The organism is Trinickia fusca (assembly GCF_003628145.1).
Lineage (GTDB): Bacteria > Pseudomonadota > Gammaproteobacteria > Burkholderiales > Burkholderiaceae > Trinickia > Trinickia fusca.
Window position 1 is genome coordinate 104,551 of the sequence record NZ_RBZV01000006.1, and the last position, 20,356, is coordinate 124,906.

At 64.4% G+C, this 20,356-nt stretch carries 7 protein-coding genes; all 7 read right to left on the bottom strand.

Translation table 11 applies throughout. The features are described 5' to 3' along the window. Positions 1-113: 113 nt before the first annotated feature. Positions 114-1,796 (bottom strand): hypothetical protein, encoded by a 1,683-nt coding sequence (locus tag D7S89_RS16070; protein ID WP_425470824.1) that lies wholly within the window; start codon positions 1,794-1,796, stop codon positions 114-116. After that, complete coding sequence (locus tag D7S89_RS16075) at positions 1,793-6,208, bottom strand: tetratricopeptide repeat protein (protein WP_121278722.1); 4,416 nt, start codon at positions 6,206-6,208, stop codon at positions 1,793-1,795. The genes D7S89_RS16070 and D7S89_RS16075 overlap by 4 nt, the downstream gene beginning before the upstream one ends. 19 nt (positions 6,209-6,227) lie before the next feature. Then, positions 6,228-7,640 (bottom strand): HlyD family type I secretion periplasmic adaptor subunit, encoded by a 1,413-nt coding sequence (locus D7S89_RS16080; protein ID WP_121278724.1) that lies wholly within the window; start codon positions 7,638-7,640, stop codon positions 6,228-6,230. Beyond that, positions 7,637-9,928, bottom strand: a complete 2,292-nt coding sequence (locus D7S89_RS16085) for an ATP-binding cassette domain-containing protein (RefSeq protein WP_121279013.1) — start codon at positions 9,926-9,928, stop codon at positions 7,637-7,639. Before D7S89_RS16085 ends, D7S89_RS16080 begins: the two co-directional genes overlap by 4 nt. A gap of 34 nt (positions 9,929-9,962) precedes the next feature. Continuing rightward, the gene (locus D7S89_RS16090; protein ID WP_121278726.1) at positions 9,963-10,844 is read right to left on the bottom strand and encodes a sulfotransferase family protein; all 882 of its coding nucleotides are present in this window, start codon (positions 10,842-10,844) and stop codon (positions 9,963-9,965) included. A gap of 52 nt (positions 10,845-10,896) precedes the next feature. Further along, positions 10,897-11,367 (bottom strand): hypothetical protein, encoded by a 471-nt coding sequence (locus D7S89_RS16095; RefSeq protein ID WP_121279015.1) that lies wholly within the window; start codon positions 11,365-11,367, stop codon positions 10,897-10,899. Positions 11,368-11,451: 84 nt separating this feature from the next. Continuing rightward, positions 11,452-20,241 carry a beta strand repeat-containing protein gene (locus tag D7S89_RS16100; protein WP_121278728.1) on the bottom strand — a complete coding sequence of 2,930 codons (8,790 nt, stop codon included), beginning with the start codon at positions 20,239-20,241 and terminating at the stop codon, positions 11,452-11,454. Positions 20,242-20,356 lie beyond the last annotated feature (115 nt).

Consider the following 20,356-nt stretch of genomic DNA (forward strand, 5'->3'; position numbering starts at 1 on the left):
AGTGAAAACTGAAACAAGATGTAGCACCGGACCGGGAATTTGCAAAAATTCACAGTCCCGGCATGCTTGGAGCGCGAAAACGACCGTGTCTTGGCGATATCTTCCATGGCCAGCTAGCTCGCTATTGGCCGAGTAACAATGTGAGTCAATTCCCGTGCAATGCGCTCGATGGGGTCCCGCCAGTCATCGGCGACAGATTGGTGAAAGACGCGAACCAAGCCGTACCAGCGGCTCCCCGATTGGCGGGCTGGCCAGCGCCAATCGCCGAATCGCCGATTGAGAAGCCAGACTGGGAGTCCCATCGCGCCTGCAACATGGACGGGTGCGGAATCGATTGTGATCAGCAAGTCGAGGCCGGCAAGCAAGCCGGCCAAATCCAGAAAATCTCTCACGCCACGATCCGCGCAACAGATGCCTTGCGTGTCCTCCGACAGACCCGGTTGGACACGAACCCAGTCGATGGTCCCCGCGAATCGGTCGATGAGCGGCCTGAGCGAATCGAACGACAGCGAGCGCCGCGCATCCTCGACGTGCGTGTGCTTGCCGGCCCAGCATAGGCCGACACGCAGCCGTCGCGCACCGGAAGGCCGATGTGGAACGAGCTGTGAGGACACCCGATCGCACCATGCGCGGCAAAGCGCATCAGGCACTCGAATATAGGGCTCGGCAGCGAAGTCGAAGTCGGCCGAACCGGCAACGCCGAGACGGTGCGGCAAGCTGCACAACGGCACATGCCAGTCGAACGCCGGGATCGAATCGCCGAACGCGATGACGTCGTCCACGCCCGCGACCGTGGCCGCCAGGCGCGCCAAAGGCCTGTTAGTCCCGAACACGACCTTCGCGGCGCCAAGCGCCTTGAGCCGTGGCGCGAAACGCAAGAACTGCATCTGGTCGCCATAGCCCTGCTCGCCCATCACGAGCACCGTTTTTCCGGAGAGATTTTCCCCACGCCACACCCGATCGACCTGCTCGTCCGTCCACCCCGCATCATGGCCCCACCAGAGCAGGCGGCTTTCATATGTCGCGAAACCGTCCTGCCAGCGCTCATCGGACAGCAAGGCCAGCGCCAGCTCCCAAGGAACCCAGTTCGGCACCTGCGGCAACTCCCGCAGCGTCGGATAGTGTCCCGCAACGGCGTGACATGCCGCACGCTTGCGCGCCTCCCACTCGTACAGCCTGTGCGAGAAGGCGCCGCGCGCCGCGGCTTCGCTCAAGACGTCGATACGTTCATGATCCAGACCGAGACGCCAGGCTGCCCGGGCAAGCGCCACAGCAACCGTATCGGCTTCCTCCGGCGTATGCCGTCCATTCTTCGCGCTGCGCCACCCTTCGCGCAGCAGCGGTATTCCCGAGCCGGGACAGTCGTCCTCGCCCAGTTGCGCATAGGCGACAAGGAACTCGATCCGTCCTGGATGGCGCCGAAACGCCTCCAAGACCGTTGCGCGATATTCATCGTCGTGGTCAAGTTGCCTGAGCATGGCGAGGAGATTGCGCCAGCCCGATCCATAGCCGGGCTCGGCGGCCGTGAGCAAACGCAGATGATGCAGCGCCTCTTCGTGCCGTTGCTGCTGAAACAGGATCGCGGCCAGATTGTTGCGCCAGCGATGACCGTCGACGGGTTGCGAGGCAAGCCGCTCGAGCCAGTCCACGATGCTGCCTCCCTGCCCCGCCTGCAGGCAAAGATCCGCGTAGCGCGCGAGGACGGCCATATCGTCCGGATGACGCGCCATGCGTTCTCTGGCTGCCTCAACGAGCGCGCCGGGCGGGACGGCCGCCAGATCCGGGAGGTTGCTCATCTCACATCGGTCGACACGTCGGCCGGTATGGCGACATGCTCGTCCCGCCTCCAGCTCGTCAATGCTTGCGCCAGCTCTTCGAGCGGTTCCACCCAGCTCAGATGCAGCTTCTGCCGAAAGATGCGCATGCTCGGATACCAGCCGGTCGTCGCGGCCCGAGCTCCCCAGCGCCAATCCGTCGAAATCCGATTCAGCATCCAGACGGGTTTGCCCAGCGCGGCAGCCAGATGAGCCACGGCCGTATCCACGGTGATGACGAGATCCAGTTGCTCGACGAGCGCCGCCGTTTCCGCGAAATCGACGAGTTCGTCACTCACGTCGACCATCCCGGGCCAGTCCTCCGCCTCCGGTGCACAATCGCCGACCTGAAGGCTGACCCACAAAATGCCCGGCACCTGTGCCAACGCCCCGCGCATTTCAGCGAGCGGAATCGAACGAAGCCGGTCGGCCGGGTAGATCTTGCGTCCCGCCCAGACGACGCCGATCCTTCGCAGTCCTGTCATCGCCGGGAAGCGCTCGCGCCATGCCGCTCGCGCGCCCTCTGGCGCACGCAGGTACGGAAACGCCGGGCGCAGATCAGCCGTCGTCGACACGCCAAGCCGGTGTGCGAGACTCATGAGCGGGCACAGATAGTCGAACGGCGGGCGGCGCGAATCATCGAGCGGCACGGTCTGATCGACGCCAGGCGTAATCTCGAGCAGCCGCGCGAGCGGAGCCGACGCGCCGACGAGCACCGTCGCCCCGCGCCGCTTGAGCTCGGGCAGATAGCGCAGGAACTGGATCACGTCGCCATACCCTTGTTCGGGGAGCAACAGGATGCGTTTGCCGTCGAGCGGCTCGCCGCGCCAGAGCAACGTTCGATATTCGTCGCCCGTCATGCCGCTGACGGTCTGGTGCTCCTGACGGACTTCGTAACCGGCGAACCCGCTCGCGTAATCGCCCTCGGCGAGCGAGATCAACGCGTTGTTCCAATCCGGGCCGAAGCCCAGATCGATCGTTTGCAGTTCGGCGCGGAAGGGTTGCGTCGCCATCGTTTGCCGCACCGTGGCCATGCGCGGCTGCAACTCCTTCTTCATCTTCTCGCCCGACGCGGCCAGTGCCTCGCTGTTCAAGCGCCGCGCCTCATCGTAGCGTTGCTGCCGGTTCATCGTCACCGCCAGATTGACTAGCACGCGGTAGTCGCGACGAATCGTCAGCGCGCGCCGCAGCGCCTCTTCCGATTCGCCCAGGCGATCGACGCGCTCGAGAACGGTGCCGAGCGCGAACAGCGCCTCCATGTGCTCAGGCTCGATGTCGAGCGCACGCTTGAGCGCCGCTTCGGCCGGCTCGTACGATTTGAGGTGGTGATAGACGAGCCCGAGCATCACGTGCGAGCCCGCCAGCTCGGAATGTGCCTCCACATAGCGGCGCGCGAGCGCGAGCGCCTTGTCGTACTGCTGCGTGCGCAGATAAAACTGGATGCCGTTGTTCAGCGCCCCGGCATGTGTCGGGTCGAGCTCGAGCGCTTTGTCGAGGTCCGCCTGGGCATCGTCGCGCCGCTCCAGCGCGGCATGGGCCGGGATCAGATTGGCATGGCTTTCGGGAAGCTCCGGGTGTTGATCGCGCAACCATTCGAACCGGCGAAGGGACGCTTCGAACTCGCCGGCGTCCAACGCGATTTCGGCGCTCAACAGCACGATGTCCGGCTGCGTCGGCGCGAGTTGTGCAGCGCGGCACGCATGTTCGAACGCCTGTGCCGTATTGCCCTTCTGCCGGCGCAGCCGTGCCAGATTGGCCCAGCCCGTATGGAACGCCGGGTCGCACGCCACCGCTCGCACCATGTCGTCTTCCCGCGCCGGGTCGTCTTCGGCGCGCGCGGCCGCGCGGTTGCTGTACGCCACCGCATAGTCCGGGCGCAGCTCGATCGCGCGATCCAGGTAGCCGCGAGCCGCAGCAGCGTTTGCCGACAACAGCTCGAGCGCGCCAGCATGGCAAAGCGCCTTCGTCGAGTCAGGATGGTCCAGGAGGTACGCGTCGATCAACGGGCGTGCCTCGTCGAGTTTCGAGGCGCCCAAGGCCAACTCGATCGCCTTCAGCCGTTCAAGCGCGTCAGCGCGCCCGCGCTCGGTCGGGGCCAGCGTTTCGCCCGGCACGCGCGCATCACACCCGCGTGATACCGAATGTTGTGCCAGACGCTCGCGCGCCTCAGCGACCGCCCCGCTCCAATCGTTCAGCGTCTTCTGCCGAACCTGCTCGACAGACGCGTACCAAACGCCGTCATCGCGCAACAGCTGCCAGCGATATTCGCTGCCGAAGCGATTGAGCAGGATCGCCGGCATGCCGAGCGCGCCCGCCAGATGCACGGAGGCGGTATCGACGCAGATCACGACGTCGAGCGCTTTCATCGCCGCAGCGGTGGCGGCGAAGCTGTCGAGCATCACCGACCAGTCGACCACGCCGTTCGCCACCGCCAGCGCCGCGCAGTCGTTCGCACGCGGCCCCACCTGCAAGCTGTAGAAGCGCACGCCCGGAAGCGGCGCCGTCAACGTTCTGACGATGGGCTCAGCGAGCGAGCGCTGACCATCGAGCAGCATCTCGGGCTTGCCCGCGTAGACGATCCCCACGGCCAGGGCGTTCTCCGCAAGGCGATGCGACCGGAAACGCGCGACGGTGTCGGCGTCGCACGACAGATACGCGCCCACGGCCTCCGGTTGCGCCACGCCGAGTTCGTTCACGCGATGGTGCAGACTCAGAATCGAGACGTAGTAGTCGAACGCAGCGGGCTCCTCCCGCCAATCGCAAATGACGATCTTCTCGCCCAAGTCGGCGAAGCTCGTTTCGAACAATGCGCGCACCGATGCATCGGCAGGCAGCAGGACGCAATCGGCCATCGCCGCCAGACGACGAACATGCCGCAGCCCTTGGAAGACATCGCCATAGCCCTGTTCCCACAACAGCAGCAAGCGCTTCCCGCGCAGCGGCTCACCGCGCCACATGCGCTTCGCGCGGCGCGCGTCGAAGCCCGGCACGAACGCGCTGCCGAGTCGCCATTCGAGCAATCGCAAGCCTTCCGTCGTCCGGCCGAGCGCGAGCAGCGCCATGCCGAGCCGCGCATGCATGCTTTCGAAGATCGGCCGGTTCTCGATGCGGCTCCGATAAGGCGCATTCAAGCCCTGCCCCGGGGCTGCAAGCGAGACGTCAGCCGGTTTCGTCAAATCCGGCAGCAGCTTCGTGCAGGCTTCGTCGACGAACGCTTGTGCCGCGTCGGCCTTCTCCATCGCAATCAGGCAATTGGCAATGTTGACGCGCGAATCGAAGTGTTCGGGCGAGCGCGACAGCACCTCGCGATACGCTGCTTCCGCCCCCGCCGCGTCGCCCATCGAATAACGCATCGCTGCGAGCCCGCCGTAGGCCGTCAGGTAAGCCGGATCGGCCCGAACCGCGTTCTCGAACGCCGCTCGCGCTTGCGGAAACCGCCTCAGCTCGCCGTAACAGCAGCCCAGGTTGTTCCAGGCGGCCGGATTGTCCGGCGTATGAGTGAGGAGCCGCTCCAGAATGTCGGCGCACTGGGCATAGCGCGCCGAATCGAGGTAGAGGCGTTCGAGCACGTCCATGGCGACGCAGTCGTTCGGCTCCTTCAGCAGCGCCTCGAGCGCCTTGCGCTCGCTCGCGTCGCGGTGCCCGCCTTCGAGCAACGCCAGCGCCTCACGGCCGAGCGGCGCATCGAAACGGCCCAGTTGCGACGAACCATTCGATGACGGCACCCGCGCGCCAGTGCCAGTGCCAGTGCCAGTGCCAGTGCCAGCGGCCTCGGGCGTCGCCGTGGCCTGGCGCGGCGCCGTGCCCAGCCGCTTGCGCAGCACGATCTCGATCGCGCATTCGGCATTCGGCTGCAACGTCTGATCCTGGTCGGCCATCCGGTTGTCGAAGAACTCGCGCACGAGCTGAATCCGCTCGACCTCGACGGCGCCCGACATCTTAGTCACGAGATCGAGCACATTGACCGAGCGCGGCGACCAGCTCATGCCCGCATCCTTGTGGATCGTGAACGTCCACTTGTGGTCGGGATTGAAGCGGCTCGGAAACACGCCCTGCTCGTACATGTCCTCGTCGGGTACGCTCACGACGAGGTAGCCATTGGGCTTGACGACGCGAATCCAATTCGCGAGGGCCTCGGCGGGATCGCGCATGTGCTCGAGGCAATGCGACGAGTGGAGGAAGTCGAAGCTCCCGTCCGCCACGCCCGCGAGCAATTGCGCGTCGCCGTCGGGCAAGTCCCACCCGCGCACCGACCGCAACGCCGGGAACAGCGGTAGATAGCGCCCGAGCGTATCCGGCCCGGCACCGACATCGATGCCGTCGCCGACGAAGTACCGGCACAGAAAATCGCCGTCACGATAGCGGCGCTTGGCCGCTTTGCTTTGTTCGTACATGATTGCGCCTCGCCGTCCTTTAGCGTTCCGTCATGGCCTTCGTCATGCCACGAACGATGGGTCGCAAGATGTAGGACATGATCGTTCGATGCCCCGTGATCACGTCGACCTCGGCGACCATCCCCGGCAGGATGTTCAGGTTGCCGACCTGCGTGCTGACGATGTTCCTGCGCGTGCGCACTTCGATCTTGTAGTAGAGATTCCCGGTACGCTCATCGGCCTGACTGTCGGGGCTGATCAGCTCGACCTTCGCGTCGATCGTGCCAAGCGCGCCCGAGTCGAAGGCCGTGATCTTCACCTTCGCCTCGTCGCCGAGCTTGATATAGGCGATGTCCTGCGGCTGAACGCGCGCTTCGATGAGCAGCGTGTCGTTGATCGGCACGATGTCGACGAGGCTCTTGCCGGGCGAGGCCACGCCGCCGATCGTCGTGATGTGCAACGTCTTGACGATGCCTGCCACGGGCGAGCGGATCAGCGTCCGTTGAAGAATGTCCTGCTTGCCCGACAGCGTGCCCTCGAGCGCGTTGAGCTGGATTTGCTTCTTCGCCAGATCCTCGCGCGCCTCGCTGCGGAACGTCGACGTCCTTTCGTCGATGCGGCGGCTCATCTCGGCAATCTGGGCACCGGCTTGCGCGGCGCCTTCCCGGGTCTGGATGACCTGCGCGCTCAGATTTCCTCGCTCGCGCTGCAGATTGATGATTTCGACGGGCGCCACGGAACCGACGGAGACCAGCGGCTGCATGCGCTGAATCTGCTCGTCGAGCAAGCGCAAGTTGTTCTCGTACTGCGGGATGCGCCCGCGGTAGTCGGCGGCCTCCGCCTGTTTGGCCGCGCGCTGCTCCTGCAAGACCTCGATCGACGACGCAAGCGCCGACGCGCGTTGCGCGCGCACGCGCTCCTCCTCGGCGATCACGTCGGGCTTCAAACCGGCCGGGTAGGACGGGTCCTTGCCATCGGCCTCCGCCGAAAGCCGTGCAATCGCAGCCATCAGGCCGTCGCGCGTCGCGGCTTGCTCGGTCACGGCTCCTTGTGCGACCACCGGGTCGAGCCGTACCAGCGGCTGATCCTTGGCGACCAGTTGCCCTTCCTTGACGAGCAGTTCCCGCACGACGCCGCCTTCGAGCGTCGAGAGCTGCTGCACGGTCGTCGAAGGAATAACGTGCCCCTGCCCTGAAGCGATGATGTCGATCTTGAAGATCGTCGCCCAAAGGATCAGTGCCAGGATCAACGCGAGCATCACGCACGGAATCAGGGCTGCGGCGCGACGTGCCGGCGCGATCGAGGCCTCCTCGAGACCGATGGCGCTCAGGCTGGAAAGACGCCGACGCCCGTCGGGCTCCGCTTCGAACGCGTGCTGCTCGAAAAACGAGAAGATGGCATCGGCGATGCGCAGAAATGGCGAGAAAACGCGCTTGGCAACGGTCGAGATCATTTCGCCCCCTTTGCATTCGCTTCGTCGGCCGCACTGGCTTTTCCACCCGAGAGCTTCGCCAGCACCTCGTCGCGCGGACCGTCGAGCACGACGCGTCCCGAGTCGATCACCACGATGCGCGACACCAGTTGTAGAAATGCGGGCCGATGCGTGACGACCACGAGTGTCTGATCGACGAGCGATGTCTTCAACGCGTGCACGAGACGATTCTCCGCATCGATATCGAGCGAGCTCGACGGTTCGTCGAGGAGGATCGCGTGCGGGTCGTTCAACAACAGCTGCGCGAGCCCGACCACCTGCTTCTGCCCTTCCGACAATCCCCGCCCGCGTTCGCCGAGGCGCATCGAATAGCCGTCCGGATGCGTTCTCGCGAAATCGTCGACGCCCGAGATGCGCGCGGCTTGCAGCACTTTGTGGTCGGATGCATCGGGGTGGCCGAGCGTGATGTTTTCCTTCAACGAGCCCGATACCAGAAGCGGGTTTTGCTGCAGATAGCCGACGACTTTGCGTCGCGTGACGACATCGAGTTGTCCGAGATCGACGTCGTCGTAGAGGATGCTGCCGCGCATCGGCACGAGCACACCCGCGATCAGCTTCAAAAGCGTGCTCTTGCCGGAGCCCATGCGCCCGAGAATCGCGACACGCTCGCCCGCGGCGATATGCAGCGACACGTTGGCGAGCGTCGCGCGTCCGCTCCGGTGCGCGGGATAGGCAAAGCTGACGTCATTGAGCGTAACGGCGCCGCTGAAATCATCGCGTGCGACGAACTCACGCTCCTCCTGCGTGACGCGCGGTATCTGAAAGAAGCGCGAAATGAATCCCGCCGCGATGCGTGCGTTTTCGAGCCGCATGCCGAGCGAGACGATCGAGAGAAACGGCGCGAGCGCGCGCCCGGCCAGCATGTTCGCGGCGATGAGCCCGCCCAGCGTGATCATCTTCTCGCCGACCATCCATGCGCCGACGCCGAGCAGCATCAGGCTCTCCAACTGCATGCAGGATGCCGTCACGCCCGAGACGAACTGCGTGAGCAGGCGGCTCGTCCCCGACGCGATGGCGGCCATCGCACTCTGATCGCGCCAGCGCCGCCGCAGCACGCGCTCGCCGCCGACCGCGCGAACCGTTTCGAGCGCGTTGATCGTTTCGACGAGCGTACCGTGGCGCTCCTGGCCGAGCTGCATCGACTGCTGGCTCGAACGCTGCACCGAACCCTGCAAGCGCCACAGCAACGCCAGGAGCAGCAATACCCAGAACACGGGCACCCATCCCAGATGCCCTGCCACGACGAACACCATCGCGAGTGCGATCAGGCCGAACGGCAAGTCGATGAGCAACAGGAGGATGCCCGACGTAAAGACTTCCTGGACCGTCCCGAAGCCTCTGAGCATGTCCGCCTGCGTGCCCGCCGCACCGGACCACGCCTCGAGCTTGATGTCGAGCAGATGTTCGAAGATGCGGCGCGACAGGACGATGTCGATCCGGCGAGCCGTTACGTCGATAATGTAGGCCCGCACCTCTCGCAGCACGAAGTCCGCTGCAATGGCGATCAGCATGCCGATCATCAAGGTAACGAGCGTGGCCGTCGCCCCGTTGGGTGCCACGGTGTTGAAGATCACCATGGAAAAGAACGGCATCGCAAGGCCCAGCAGCGTCGAGCCGAGTGACGCGATGAGCGCGTAGCGGAACGCCGACTTTTCGGCCAGCAAGACATCCCAGAGCCAAGCCATCTGCTCCTTGCCCGGCAGGCGCCAAGCGCTCTGCGCGCCGCTCGTCGCCGAATACGGCACGCGGTCTACTCTGAGCCACAGCACACCGTCGCCTTGCGGCACCTGATCGGCCTGGTACTCGAAGAATTGGCATCGCCCCGTCGCATCGAAGCGAAACGCCCGCCGCTCATGGCTCATCTCGACGCGCGGGAAGAACAGCACCTGATCCTGCGCAGCGTCGGTGTCGACGGCAATCCATTGCGCCGATCCGAGTTCCGGCCGTTGTCCGGCCTTCACGGTTTCCACCACGAGCCCAAAGGCCTTGGCCGCCTCGATCAAGCCGATCACGTCGACTTGCCCCAGCGCATCGCGGCCGTCCGTCAGCCCGGCCAGCATCGCGTCGAGCGAGACACCGCGCCCCAACGCCCGGCCAGCCTCCGTCACCGCGGCGGCCAGCATCCGATGGACGCGGGCGAGCGGAGGCAGCGCCTCACTGTCGCCGTCGAGCATTCCCCCGATACGTTCCACGGCCACCGTGCCGTCTTTCTGCGTCGAATCCTCGATCGCCGGAATTGCGTCGCTCATGTTTGCTTGTCCTGTTGTGTCATCGCTGCTGCGCTTATCGGGTCCGACCGGCATCCAACGATCGTCGGTCCTGAGAGACTTCCGGCGGCCCGGCCAGGACGGTGCTGTTCGACCCCGTGGTGTCACGCCAGAACGACATCTTGTCGAGACGTTGGAACAGATCGGGCGGAAGCAAGGTCGGGCGTGAAACAGTCCGAACCTCGGAACTCACGCTATGCAGCCCAGGCACGCCCAGGGCGTGATCGAATTTGTCGATGCTTTCTTGATCCGCCATCTCCAAGCCGGTAAACCGATGTTCGAACATGGGTTCGCCGATGAAGTCGTAGACGGCTCGTAACGCGCGCTGCGGATCGGTTGCCAAGTACGTGTATTCGAGCAGGAGCAAACGGTCCGACTGTTCGCCGTAGAAGCCCTCTCGCGTAACGTTCCATGACGCCCCTACAATGCGATCGGCACGCATCAGCGTATCGGTACGGCTGTAGACACTGCGTGCCTCCGTCCCGTCGTTGAAGAATGACGGAATGGCTGTCTGATTCTTGCGGAACAGCCGCTCGAGACTATCGACGACCCAAGCGAGGCTGCGCACGCAGACGATCATCTTCGATTCCGGGAAAATCGTGCTGACGAGCGGCAGCAAAACAGGCCAGCTTCGATTCGAATCGAAGATCATCGTCTTGCCCGACTGCACAGCCTGCTCGTAGTAGCTCTTGAACACCCCCTCGTAGAGACGGCTTCTCAGGTCGTCGCTCATGATCGGATAGTGTTCATTCGGAATGCTGATTGATTGCCGAATGGCTGAAACGATGCCGAAAATAGGGCTCGTGATCGTGGCGTGGAAGCGCGGGTTCTGCGCCAGCAGTGTCGACAGCAAGGTCGAGCCTGCGCGGGGCAGGCCGCATATGAAGTGAGCTTTCATCGTGTTGTGTAATGTTTTGTTATTCGGCGTGACGGCATTCCTTCAAATGCCGTCACGCCGAACAAAGAAAGCCGAAAGACAGAATGATTCGCGGCCGGTCGCCCAACACAGCTGTCGTACCGTGCAACTTCAAGCCGGCATCCACGCGATAGATTCCGCCCTCGGGAACGTCCAGAATTTCGTTGTCGATAATCGGCTGCCCCCCCGCCTGCGGCTTGGAGATCATCACGTTGAAGCGCGTGTGGATCAGCCCGCCCTGATTCGGGTCCCGATGCATGTGCACCGCTCCCCCCCTGGTAATCAAGCTGCACAAGTCGCGGTAGAGTGGCTCCGGCGGCGTATTCCGCAAACCGAATCGCTCGATGATCGATAGCTTGATTTTCCAGACCTCAGCCGGAACGTTCGTGAATAAATGCAAACTCGCGAACTGACGCCCGAACCCGTTCGGCTGGAAACGTCGTACGTTTGCCAGTGCCCACGCACGTATCGGTTCCAGCTTGGTCTCATCGAATAACGGTTCCATCTCGCCCCCGCATCGCAACAACCGCCGCCAGCCGACCGAGCGCCGCGAAAGTGCGGCGCAAGGCGCGGCAAGCGGCAGCGCGGACTACAACCCCGACCCTGGCACGCCGCCGTGAGTCAGATGGATGTTGTGGTTGACGATGACCTGAACGTTCGAGCCACTGAACTCATAGATGTCATACGTCTGCATCGCGCCGTGGACATCGTTGTGATTGACGTGTCCGACAAGCGACCAGTTGCCCGTCAATCCCGCACTTGCGCCAGCCTGAGCGATCGGCGTGAAGGCCTCGAAGTCCAGCGTGTTCGTGGCGTTGCCGTCGATCACCCACTGCTTCATCGGCACGTTCGGCCCGAGCGGCGTGGTCCGGCCGCCATGCGATCCCGTATAGCTGGCGTCCCACGTTGATCCCGACCACGTTTCGCCGTTACCGCCGCCATCGAGGAACACCCCCATGCTCGACGTGTCGAGCACGCTCCGGATGTCGAACTTCAACGTATTGCCGTTGCCGTTCAAATCGAAGCGTTCGATGTTGTGGATGTGGGCGTTCAGATCGCTGCCGTTGGTGGCGATCGTCAAGTCCAGGGTGGCATTGACGGTGTTGTGCGTATCGAATTGCAGCGTGTTGATATGACCTTGCTGCACGATGCCGCCGTCCCAGCGCGAACCGGGCGTATCGAAATTGGCGATGTTGTCGCCGTTCACCACCAAGGTGTTGTTGCCGCCACCGCCCTGGAGTACGTCCACACCGCCATTGCCGACGAGTGTCGCGTTGCCCGGCCCGCCGACCAGCTGGTCAGAGCCGGACGTACCGGTCACCGTGTTGTTGCTCGCGCTCCAGCTATTGGTGTAGCTGGACGCGAAGGGCATCGGCGAACCCGGCGCCGCCGTGCCGCCTGTCTGGCTGTTCGCGCCATAAACCACTTCGACCTTACCCGCGTTCGAACCGTCGGTCGTGTCGCCCGCATTGCCGAGCACCACGTCCCACAGACCATCGCCATTGATGTCAGAGAACTGAACGGGTCCACCGCTCGAATTGTTGAGCAGCTCCAGATGGTTCGGCTGCTGAAACCAGCTCGTGCCGTAGTTGGCGTATTTGCCCGGCTGATAGTCAGGGCTCCCCCACAGAACATAGTATTGGCTGCCGCTTTGGTAAACCGTGTCCTGGTAGCCGTCGCCATTCAGATCCGCCCGCAGGATGGGAACGCCAAGGTTCATCGGATATCCAGTGTTCCCCGAGAAATTCGTGTTCGTCGGGTCGCCTATGATGAACCCCATGGCATTCGGCGTATTGCTGGCCATTGCGTTGTACAGCGCGTCGACGGACAGCGTGGGGATGCCGCCCGGGTCGTTCAGGTGCGTATGGACGTAGTTGGCGAGCCACTTGCCGTCGATGACGAAGTCGAAGGTATTGGGATTGCCCGAGTTGGCGCCGGCCGAGCTGCGGCAGGAAATCACGAGATCGTCGTACCCGCTGCCAGTCAAATCCATCGACTTGATCTGGTAGCCGAACTGGTCACCCGCGTTGGTCGCGCTGTTCCAGGTGATGTAGAAGCCCTGTCCCGGCTGGAGGTTGTTGACATCAACCCCCGTCCCGTCATTGCGGCCGAAGATGATGGCCACACGACCGTTGTTGGCCCGAGTGTTGAACGAGCCGTCGGCCTGGCCGACGGCAATGTCGGTCAATCCGTCTCCCGTGAGACAGCCGATCGGCTGGGCCCACAGGTCCTGCGGCGTGTAATAGCCGTCGCCTTCGCCGAGCGGATGCAGCGCATCGGTGCTATAGACGTAAAAGCCCTTGTTCGCGGCCAGGTTCATCGACGTGCCAGGCAGCGTCAGGTTGTCCAAGCCGACGGGGGAGCTCGGCGTGTAGCCGACGATCAGGTCGCCATAGGTCGTGGGGGAACCGCCACCGCTGCTTCCCGTCCCGCCGTCCGTCCAGAAGAGATCCGGGCGACCGGCGCCATTGATATCGTAATAAGGTGCGAGCTGACCAAACACCGCAGTATTGGTGGGAGCCCCCCCTCCGTGATAGGCGGTATCGGTGTGAAGCGGCACATAGAACTGCGTTGTCGTGCCACTCGTGAGCGTGGAGCCAGTCAACGACTGCGCCCATCCGCCGGAGCCAAGCGCCTCGTTGTAGATGACCTCCGCGACAATCTGAGGACTGCCTTGGGAGTAGCCGCCAATCCTGTTTGCGGCGACAAGCTCGCTATGACCGTCGCCGCCCATGTTGGAGGTGAACGTATAGTTGGCGAGCGCAAGCGCCATGCCGGTCCAGGCATACCCGCCGGTCGCCGCCCCGGCACCATGAGCTTCCCCCCATCCGGGCGCGGTACCAACGTTTTGCAGGTCGACAAAGCCCGTTCCATTAGCGGCAGTGTTCTCCTGTCCGTCAACCACATACACCATGCCGTTGTTGTTCGCCGCGCCGCTGCCGGGTGCCCACAGGAACAGATCGCGCGTCCCGTCCCCGTTCAAATCATCGCCGACGAGAACGGTCGAGCCAAGCTGCGCGTTCGGCCGCCCCAATTGGCGATAGACCTGCACGCCGTTGCCGAGCCACGTATTCGTGCTCGTGTTGTTCGCCTCCGTCCACAGATCCTGGTTGACGTGGGCAGCGTTTTCGGTGCCGGTGAGGACGTCGACATTCGGCGTATTGGTGAAGCCGACGTCTCCGGCCGGATTACGGACCTGCAACTCCACCGTCATCTGATTGATCGGCAGGTAGGTGTTCTGCCAATTGTTGTTGGCATAGAACGTTGCGGGCGCCACCCAGGTCGTCAGCGTCGGCGTGTTGCCGGCCGTGACCGTGAGGTCGGCCGCTTGCAGCGTATAGGTGGTTTCCGACGTCGCCGTGGTCAATCCCGTGCCACTGGCATACGTAAAGGTGAAGTCGACGACGACGATGTCGCCCGGCTTGCTCTTGGATGCCGTGGTCGGGTCGATCTGGAAGTAGACGGGCACACCGGTATGGCCACCCGACACGTTGTAGATCTCCGCCGCGCTCAAACCGTTCGCCAGCGCGGGGATGCCGACCGGTTGCGCATAGTAGTTCGAGCTGGCGCCGGCCGGTGTCTGTACCTGCACAAAGCGTGCGTTCGCGACTTGTGTTTCGATCGTGACGGCGAGATTGGACGACATCGCCGATGTATTGCCGGCGAGATCGACTTGGTAGGCCGAATAGGAATACGTCCCATCGGCCTGAGATGCCGGATCGGTGAATTGCCAAGCCCCCGAACCATTCGACGTCGCCTGGCCGATGGACGCGCCATTGCGATAGACGACGATCAGCGACCCCGGCTCCTCGACGGTGCCGGCGAGAATGGGCTGCGTCGCCATCGTCAAGTCGTCGGTCGTGTTGCCGAAATTGGCGCTGCCTCCTCCGCCGGAATTCGTGCCTGTGCTCCAGTTGGGACTGCCCGTGTACATCGTGTCGTTCTGCAACGTGAACGTCGGTGCCACCGTGGTGCGGTCGATGACGACCTGGAACACCGGCGAGATCGCCGACGTGTTGCCCGCCGGGTCGATCTCGCGCGTGACATACGAGTAGGTGCCGTCCGATGCCGGCGCGGCGAAGGTCGAGAACGTGAATGACCCGCCCGCGCCTGCCTGGGTGTGCGCCACCGAGGTCGAGGTCGTGATGCTGCCCGACACGGTGAGCTGGTAGAGATCGACCGCTGAGCCAGGATCCTCGCCTGTGCCCTCCATCGCGAGGGTGTGCGAGTTAGTGCGGGCGTCCGAATTGGTGCCGGAGGTCCCGACGCCGAACGAATCGGTGGCTGGCGTCAACGAGGTGATCGTCGGCGTCGGGCAATCGGTGTCGATCGTCACGAGCACCGGCGCATCGAAGGTCGACGTATTGCCCGCCACGTCCACCTGCTGCGCCTGGAACGTGTGGACCCCATCGAGCATCGGCGAGGCTTGAATCGTGTACGAGCCGGTCGACGAATCGGCCACGACCGTGCCGATCGTGGCGCCGTCCTGCACGACGGTCACGTGCGCACCGGGCGTCGCGACGCCGACCATGAGCGGCGCGGTGACTCTCGTCAAGCTGTCACTGTTGGTCCCGGTCGTGCCGGCGCCGAACGTATCGTTGGTCGACAAGAGCGTCAGCGAAGGCGGCGCGACATGGGTGTCGACGACCACCTGAATCGGCACGGCAGGCGCACTGGTGTTGCCGGCCACGTCGACCGCCACGGCCGAAACCGTGTACGTTGCGTCGGGCATGGAGGTCGGTGTGAGCGACCAGCTACCCGAGGCGCCGACAGTGACGACGCCGAGCGTCGCGACTGTCGTACCGTTGTTGGCCGTGAGGATGACGGCGTCCTGATAGGCGGCCTGCCCCGTGAAGATCGGCGTCGTGTCGTTCGTGATCCGGTCGGTGTTGCTGAAGCCCGAGTCCGAGCCCGGCGTGATCTGCAAGTTGGTCGGCGCCGGATCGTTGGTGTCGATCTGCACCGTGAGGCCCGCCGATAGCGAGCCGGTGTTGCCGGCCGGATCGACATAGCGCGACTGGATGAAGTGCGTGCCCGGGAACAGGTTGCCCGACGACACCGTCCAGGTCGAGCCGACCGCGCCGAGCGAGGTGGCAGAGCCGATCAGCGCGCCGTTGTCGTAGAGCAGCACCTCGCCGCCCGCCACTTGGTTGACACCCGTGAAGCGGGGGCCCAGGACGTTGGTGATGTCGTCATGGTTGGTCCCGTTCGCGTTTAGCGGCGAGAAGCTGTCGTCGACCTGGAGCAAGGCCGGTGTCGTGCCCGCCGTGGCGACCGTATCGACCGTGACGACGACATTGGCCGGCGCCGATTTGTTGTTCGCAATGTCGTACGAGGTCACGCTGAACGTGTGCGCACCGTCCGCGAGCGAGCCGAGCACTTGCAAGCTCCAGGCGCCGCTCGAGTTGGTGGTTGCCACGCCGATCGTCGTCGTGCCCTCCTTCACCAGCTCTTCCGTGCCGGCGACGGCCGTCCCCGTGAGCCAGGGGTTGGTGATGTTCGTGAGACCGTCCGAGTTGGTCCCCGTGGTGCCGCCGCCGAGGCTGTCAGAGTACGAGGCAAGCTGGGCAACCGGTGTCGGAGGTGTGGCGGTATCGATCGTCACCGCGAGCGCCGGACCCATCGCACTCGTCAAGCCGGTCATCGGATCCGAGACTTTGACCGTCACTTGATGAACACCATCGGCCAGCGACGTCGCGTCCTGAATCGTCCAGTTGCCGTTGCCGCCCGCGACGCCATGGCCCACGGACACACCATCCACGAACAGCGTGACGTTGAACCCGGCACCCGTCGTGCCGGTGAAATGTGGCGTCGTCACACGCGTGATGTCGTCGTTGTTCGTCGAGTCGATCGGCGCGGTATCGTCTGCGGTGAGCAACACCGGCGCGGGTGGCGTCGTGACTTGTTGGGCAATGGAGATCGGCGCAGCGGCCGACGTGTTCGTATTGCCCGCGATATCGACCGCTACGGCCGTGATCGTGTGCCCGCCCGGGCTCAGCGTATTGGTCTGGATCGTCCAGTGGCCCGTGCTGTCGGCATTGCCGACGCCGACGACCACGCCGTTGTCGAGCAGGCTGATCGCGGCACCGGCTTCGGCCGTGCCCGTGAAATCAGGCCGGGTGTGCGTCGTCGTCGTCGCATTGACGTCGGCGTCTGCCGGTATCAGCACCGGGGTGCTCGGCGGCGGCGTCGAGTTGTCGATGACCACCACGTCGGCGGCCGACGTGCTCGACGTATTGCCGGCCGGATCGATCGCCACCGCCACGAGGCTGTGCGAGGTACCCGCAGCCGAACCCGACAGCGGGCTCGACAGCGCGGTCGACCAGGTGCCGTTGTTGCCTGCCACGGCCTCGCCGACCGAGAGCGTCGTGCCGCCCGTCACGTCGTAGAGCTGCACGTAGGCGCCGGCCTCGGCCGTGCCGTTGAACGTCGGCTGCGTCACCGATGTGATGTTGTCGTGGTTCGTGCCCGTGGTGCCCGTGCCGAACGTGTCCGACGAGGGAGACAGCGTGAGCGTCGGCGTCGATGTCGTAGTGTCGATCGTCACCGGCAACGGCGCCGAGGCCGCGCTCGTGTTGCCTGCGGGATCGACCGACGTCGCGGTCAGGCTATGTACGCCATCGGCGAGCGAGGCCGTGTGGATCGTCCAGCCGCCGTTCGCATCGGCCGTCGCTTGACCCACCGAGACGGTGCCGTCCATCAACGTCACCACGTCGCCAGACTCGGCCGTGCCCGTGATCGTGACCTGGCTGTCCTTCGTCAGACCGTCACTCGCGGTGCCCGCCGTGCCGACGCCGAACGTGTCGTCCACGAGATGCAGGTTCGCCGGCTTCGGATCGAGCGTGTCGAGCGTCACCGTCGTCGCCGCGCTCAGCGTCGAGGTGTTGCCGGCGATGTCGACTTGCTGCGCCGTGACTTGATATTGCCCATCCGCGCCGAGCGCGTTGCTCTGAATCGTGTAGTGGCCGCCCGCATCGGCGTTGCCATGACCGATCGACAAGCCGTTCGCATACAGCGTGACGAGCGAACCCGCTTCCGCGCCGCTGCCCGTGAAGACCGGTGTCGTGACGTTCGTGATGCCGTCCGTGTGCGAGACGCCCGAATCCGAACCCGGATCGAGCGTAGGCGCCGCTAGCGGCGCTGCGGCGTTGTCGATGACGACGACGTCGGCCGCCGACGCGCTCGACGTGTTACCGGCCGGGTCGATCGCCACGGCCACGAGGCTGTGCGAGGTACCCGCATCCGAACCCGAGAGCGGGCTCGCAAGGGTTGTCGTCCAGGATCCGGTCGCATCGGCTGTCGCTTGTCCCACGGAAACCGTCGTACCGCCCGTCACGTCATAGAGCTGCACATAGGCGCCCGGATCGGCCGTGCCATTGAACGTCGGTTGCGTCGCCGACGTGATGTTGTCGTGGTTCGTGCCTGTCGTGCCCGCGCCGAACGTATCCGACGATGACGAGAGGGCGAGCGTAGGCTTCGGCGCGTCCGTATCGATCGTCACCGGCAGCACCGCCGACGCTGCACTCGTGTTGCCTGCCGCATCGGTCGAGGTTGCCGTCAGGCTATGCACGCCGTCCGCGAGCGAGGCCGTGTTGATCGTCCAGCCGCCGTTCGCATTGGCCGTCGCCTGCCCCACCGAGACCGTGCCGTCCATCAGCGTCACCACGTCGCCGGCTTCAGCAGTCCCAGTGATCGTGATCTGACTGTCCTTCGTCAGGCCGTCACTCGCGGTGCCCGCCGTGCCAACGCCGAAGGTATCGTCTACGAGGTGCAGGTTGGCCGGCTTGGCATCGAGCGTGTCGAGCGTCACCGTCGTCGCCGTGCTCAGCGTCGACGTGTTGCCGGCGATGTCCACTTGTTGCGCCGTGACTTGATACTGCCCATCGGCGCCCAGTGCGGTGCTCTGAATCGTGTAGTGGCCGGTCGCGTCGGCATTCGCCTGCCCGATCGACATCCCGTTCGCGTACAGCGTGACGAGCGAGCCGGCTTCCGCGCCACTGCCCGTGAAGACCGGCGCGGTGACATTCGTGATGCCGTCCGTATGCGAGACGCCCGAATCCGAGCCCGGATCGAGCGTGGGCGCCGCCAACGGCGCGATGACGGTATCGAGCGTGACGCCCAACGAGACCGACGTACTCGTATTGCCGGCCCGGTCGACCGCATAGCTCGTGAAGGTATTGCTGCCCTCCGTCATCGCCTGCGACACCTGTACCGTGTACTGGCCGTTGACGTCGGCAATCGCCGATACGGTATGCCCCTGAGCATCGGACACATAGACGGTATCGCCGGGATGGGCGGTCCCGATCAGAGACGGCAGCTTGACGTTGGTAATGTCGTCGCTATTCGTGCCGCTCGTGCCGACGCCGAAGGAATCCGAGCTCGGGGCCAGCTGCAGCGTAGGCGTCGTGGCGTGGGTGTCGATCACCACGCTCGTCGGCGCCGACAGCGAACTCGCCAAAGGGCCTTGCTGGGCCTGGAACACGACGTTGTAGGTACCGTCGGCCATCGGAGCGCTGGGCGTGATCGTGAATTGCCCGTTGCTGTCGGTTGGCGCCGTGCCGAGCGACACCAGGTTCCCGTGCCCGTCGACGGCATAGGCCGTGATGAGCGCACCGGCTGGTCCGCTGCCGACCAGTTGGGGCTGCGTGACGTTCTGGATGACGGGTGCGCCCGGCGTGGGATCCTTGTCGCCGGGGGAAAGCAGGAAGTTCGGTGTAGCCGGCACACTAGGCGCCTGCGCGGCCGATGCAGGCCCATTCAGGCCCGACGGCCCAAACCCGCCGCCGTGAACATCCCCAATCCCGAATTCGTCGTTGGACGGCACATCGATGTACGGGTCAATCGGCTTCTCGCTAAGACGTGCCAGATATTCGGGGGTCTCGTCGGTCGTGCGCACGTCCGTGCGCAAGTCGCCCATCAGCCCGGAGTCGCCGAGGCCCGCGTTCTTGATGCCGGAGGTGGTGACGTCACCCATGACCTGCCCCGTCACCGTGTCGCTCTGAAGTGACTCGTCACCGGCCGCGTTCATGAACGGTCGCAATCCAAACGCGCCGCCCTGGCCTGGCGCAGCAACGCCTTGAAGTTGCACCCCTGCCGGCAGCTCGAACTTTTCATTGCCTTGTTCGGTGGCAACGAGCGGTTGAGCGCCGAGCCGAATGACGACACTCTCATCGGCAAGCTGCGCGCCGACGTTGGGCAGGACAGCCGATTCGTCCGGCGTGTGCACGACCAGGTCGCCACCATCGCGCGCAATCGTCGAATTGGCGGGCAGGCTCGAAATGATGAGCTCGTCGCCCTTTTCCAGGCCGGCTTCTTTCAGTTGCTCCAACGTCGTCGGTGCAACCTTGCCCCCACGCATTAACATCACTTTCGTCGTCATGGAATAGTCTCCAAGTCGCAAGGCCGCTGACCCGCCATGCGGGTCAAGCCGTACATACGTCCACTAATCAAGAACTGCCGCCAGGTTGTTTCGAAGTCGAAGCCCCGGTCAGGCG

Bases quoted from the DNA above. Each gene is read 5' to 3' on its own strand.
- D7S89_RS16075 (WP_121278722.1), bottom strand. From the start codon at position 6,208: ATGTACGAACAAAGCAAAGCGGCCAAGCGCCGCTATCGTGACGGCGAT.
- D7S89_RS16095 (WP_121279015.1), bottom strand. From the start codon at position 11,367: ATGGAACCGTTATTCGATGAGACCAAGCTGGAACCGATACGTGCGTGG.
- D7S89_RS16080 (WP_121278724.1), bottom strand. From the start codon at position 7,640: ATGATCTCGACCGTTGCCAAGCGCGTTTTCTCGCCATTTCTGCGCATC.
- D7S89_RS16070 (WP_425470824.1), bottom strand. From the start codon at position 1,796: ATGAGCAACCTCCCGGATCTGGCGGCCGTCCCGCCCGGCGCGCTCGTT.
- D7S89_RS16090 (WP_121278726.1), bottom strand. From the start codon at position 10,844: ATGAAAGCTCACTTCATATGCGGCCTGCCCCGCGCAGGCTCGACCTTG.
- D7S89_RS16100 (WP_121278728.1), bottom strand. From the start codon at position 20,241: ATGACGACGAAAGTGATGTTAATGCGTGGGGGCAAGGTTGCACCGACG.
- D7S89_RS16085 (WP_121279013.1), bottom strand. From the start codon at position 9,928: ATGAGCGACGCAATTCCGGCGATCGAGGATTCGACGCAGAAAGACGGC.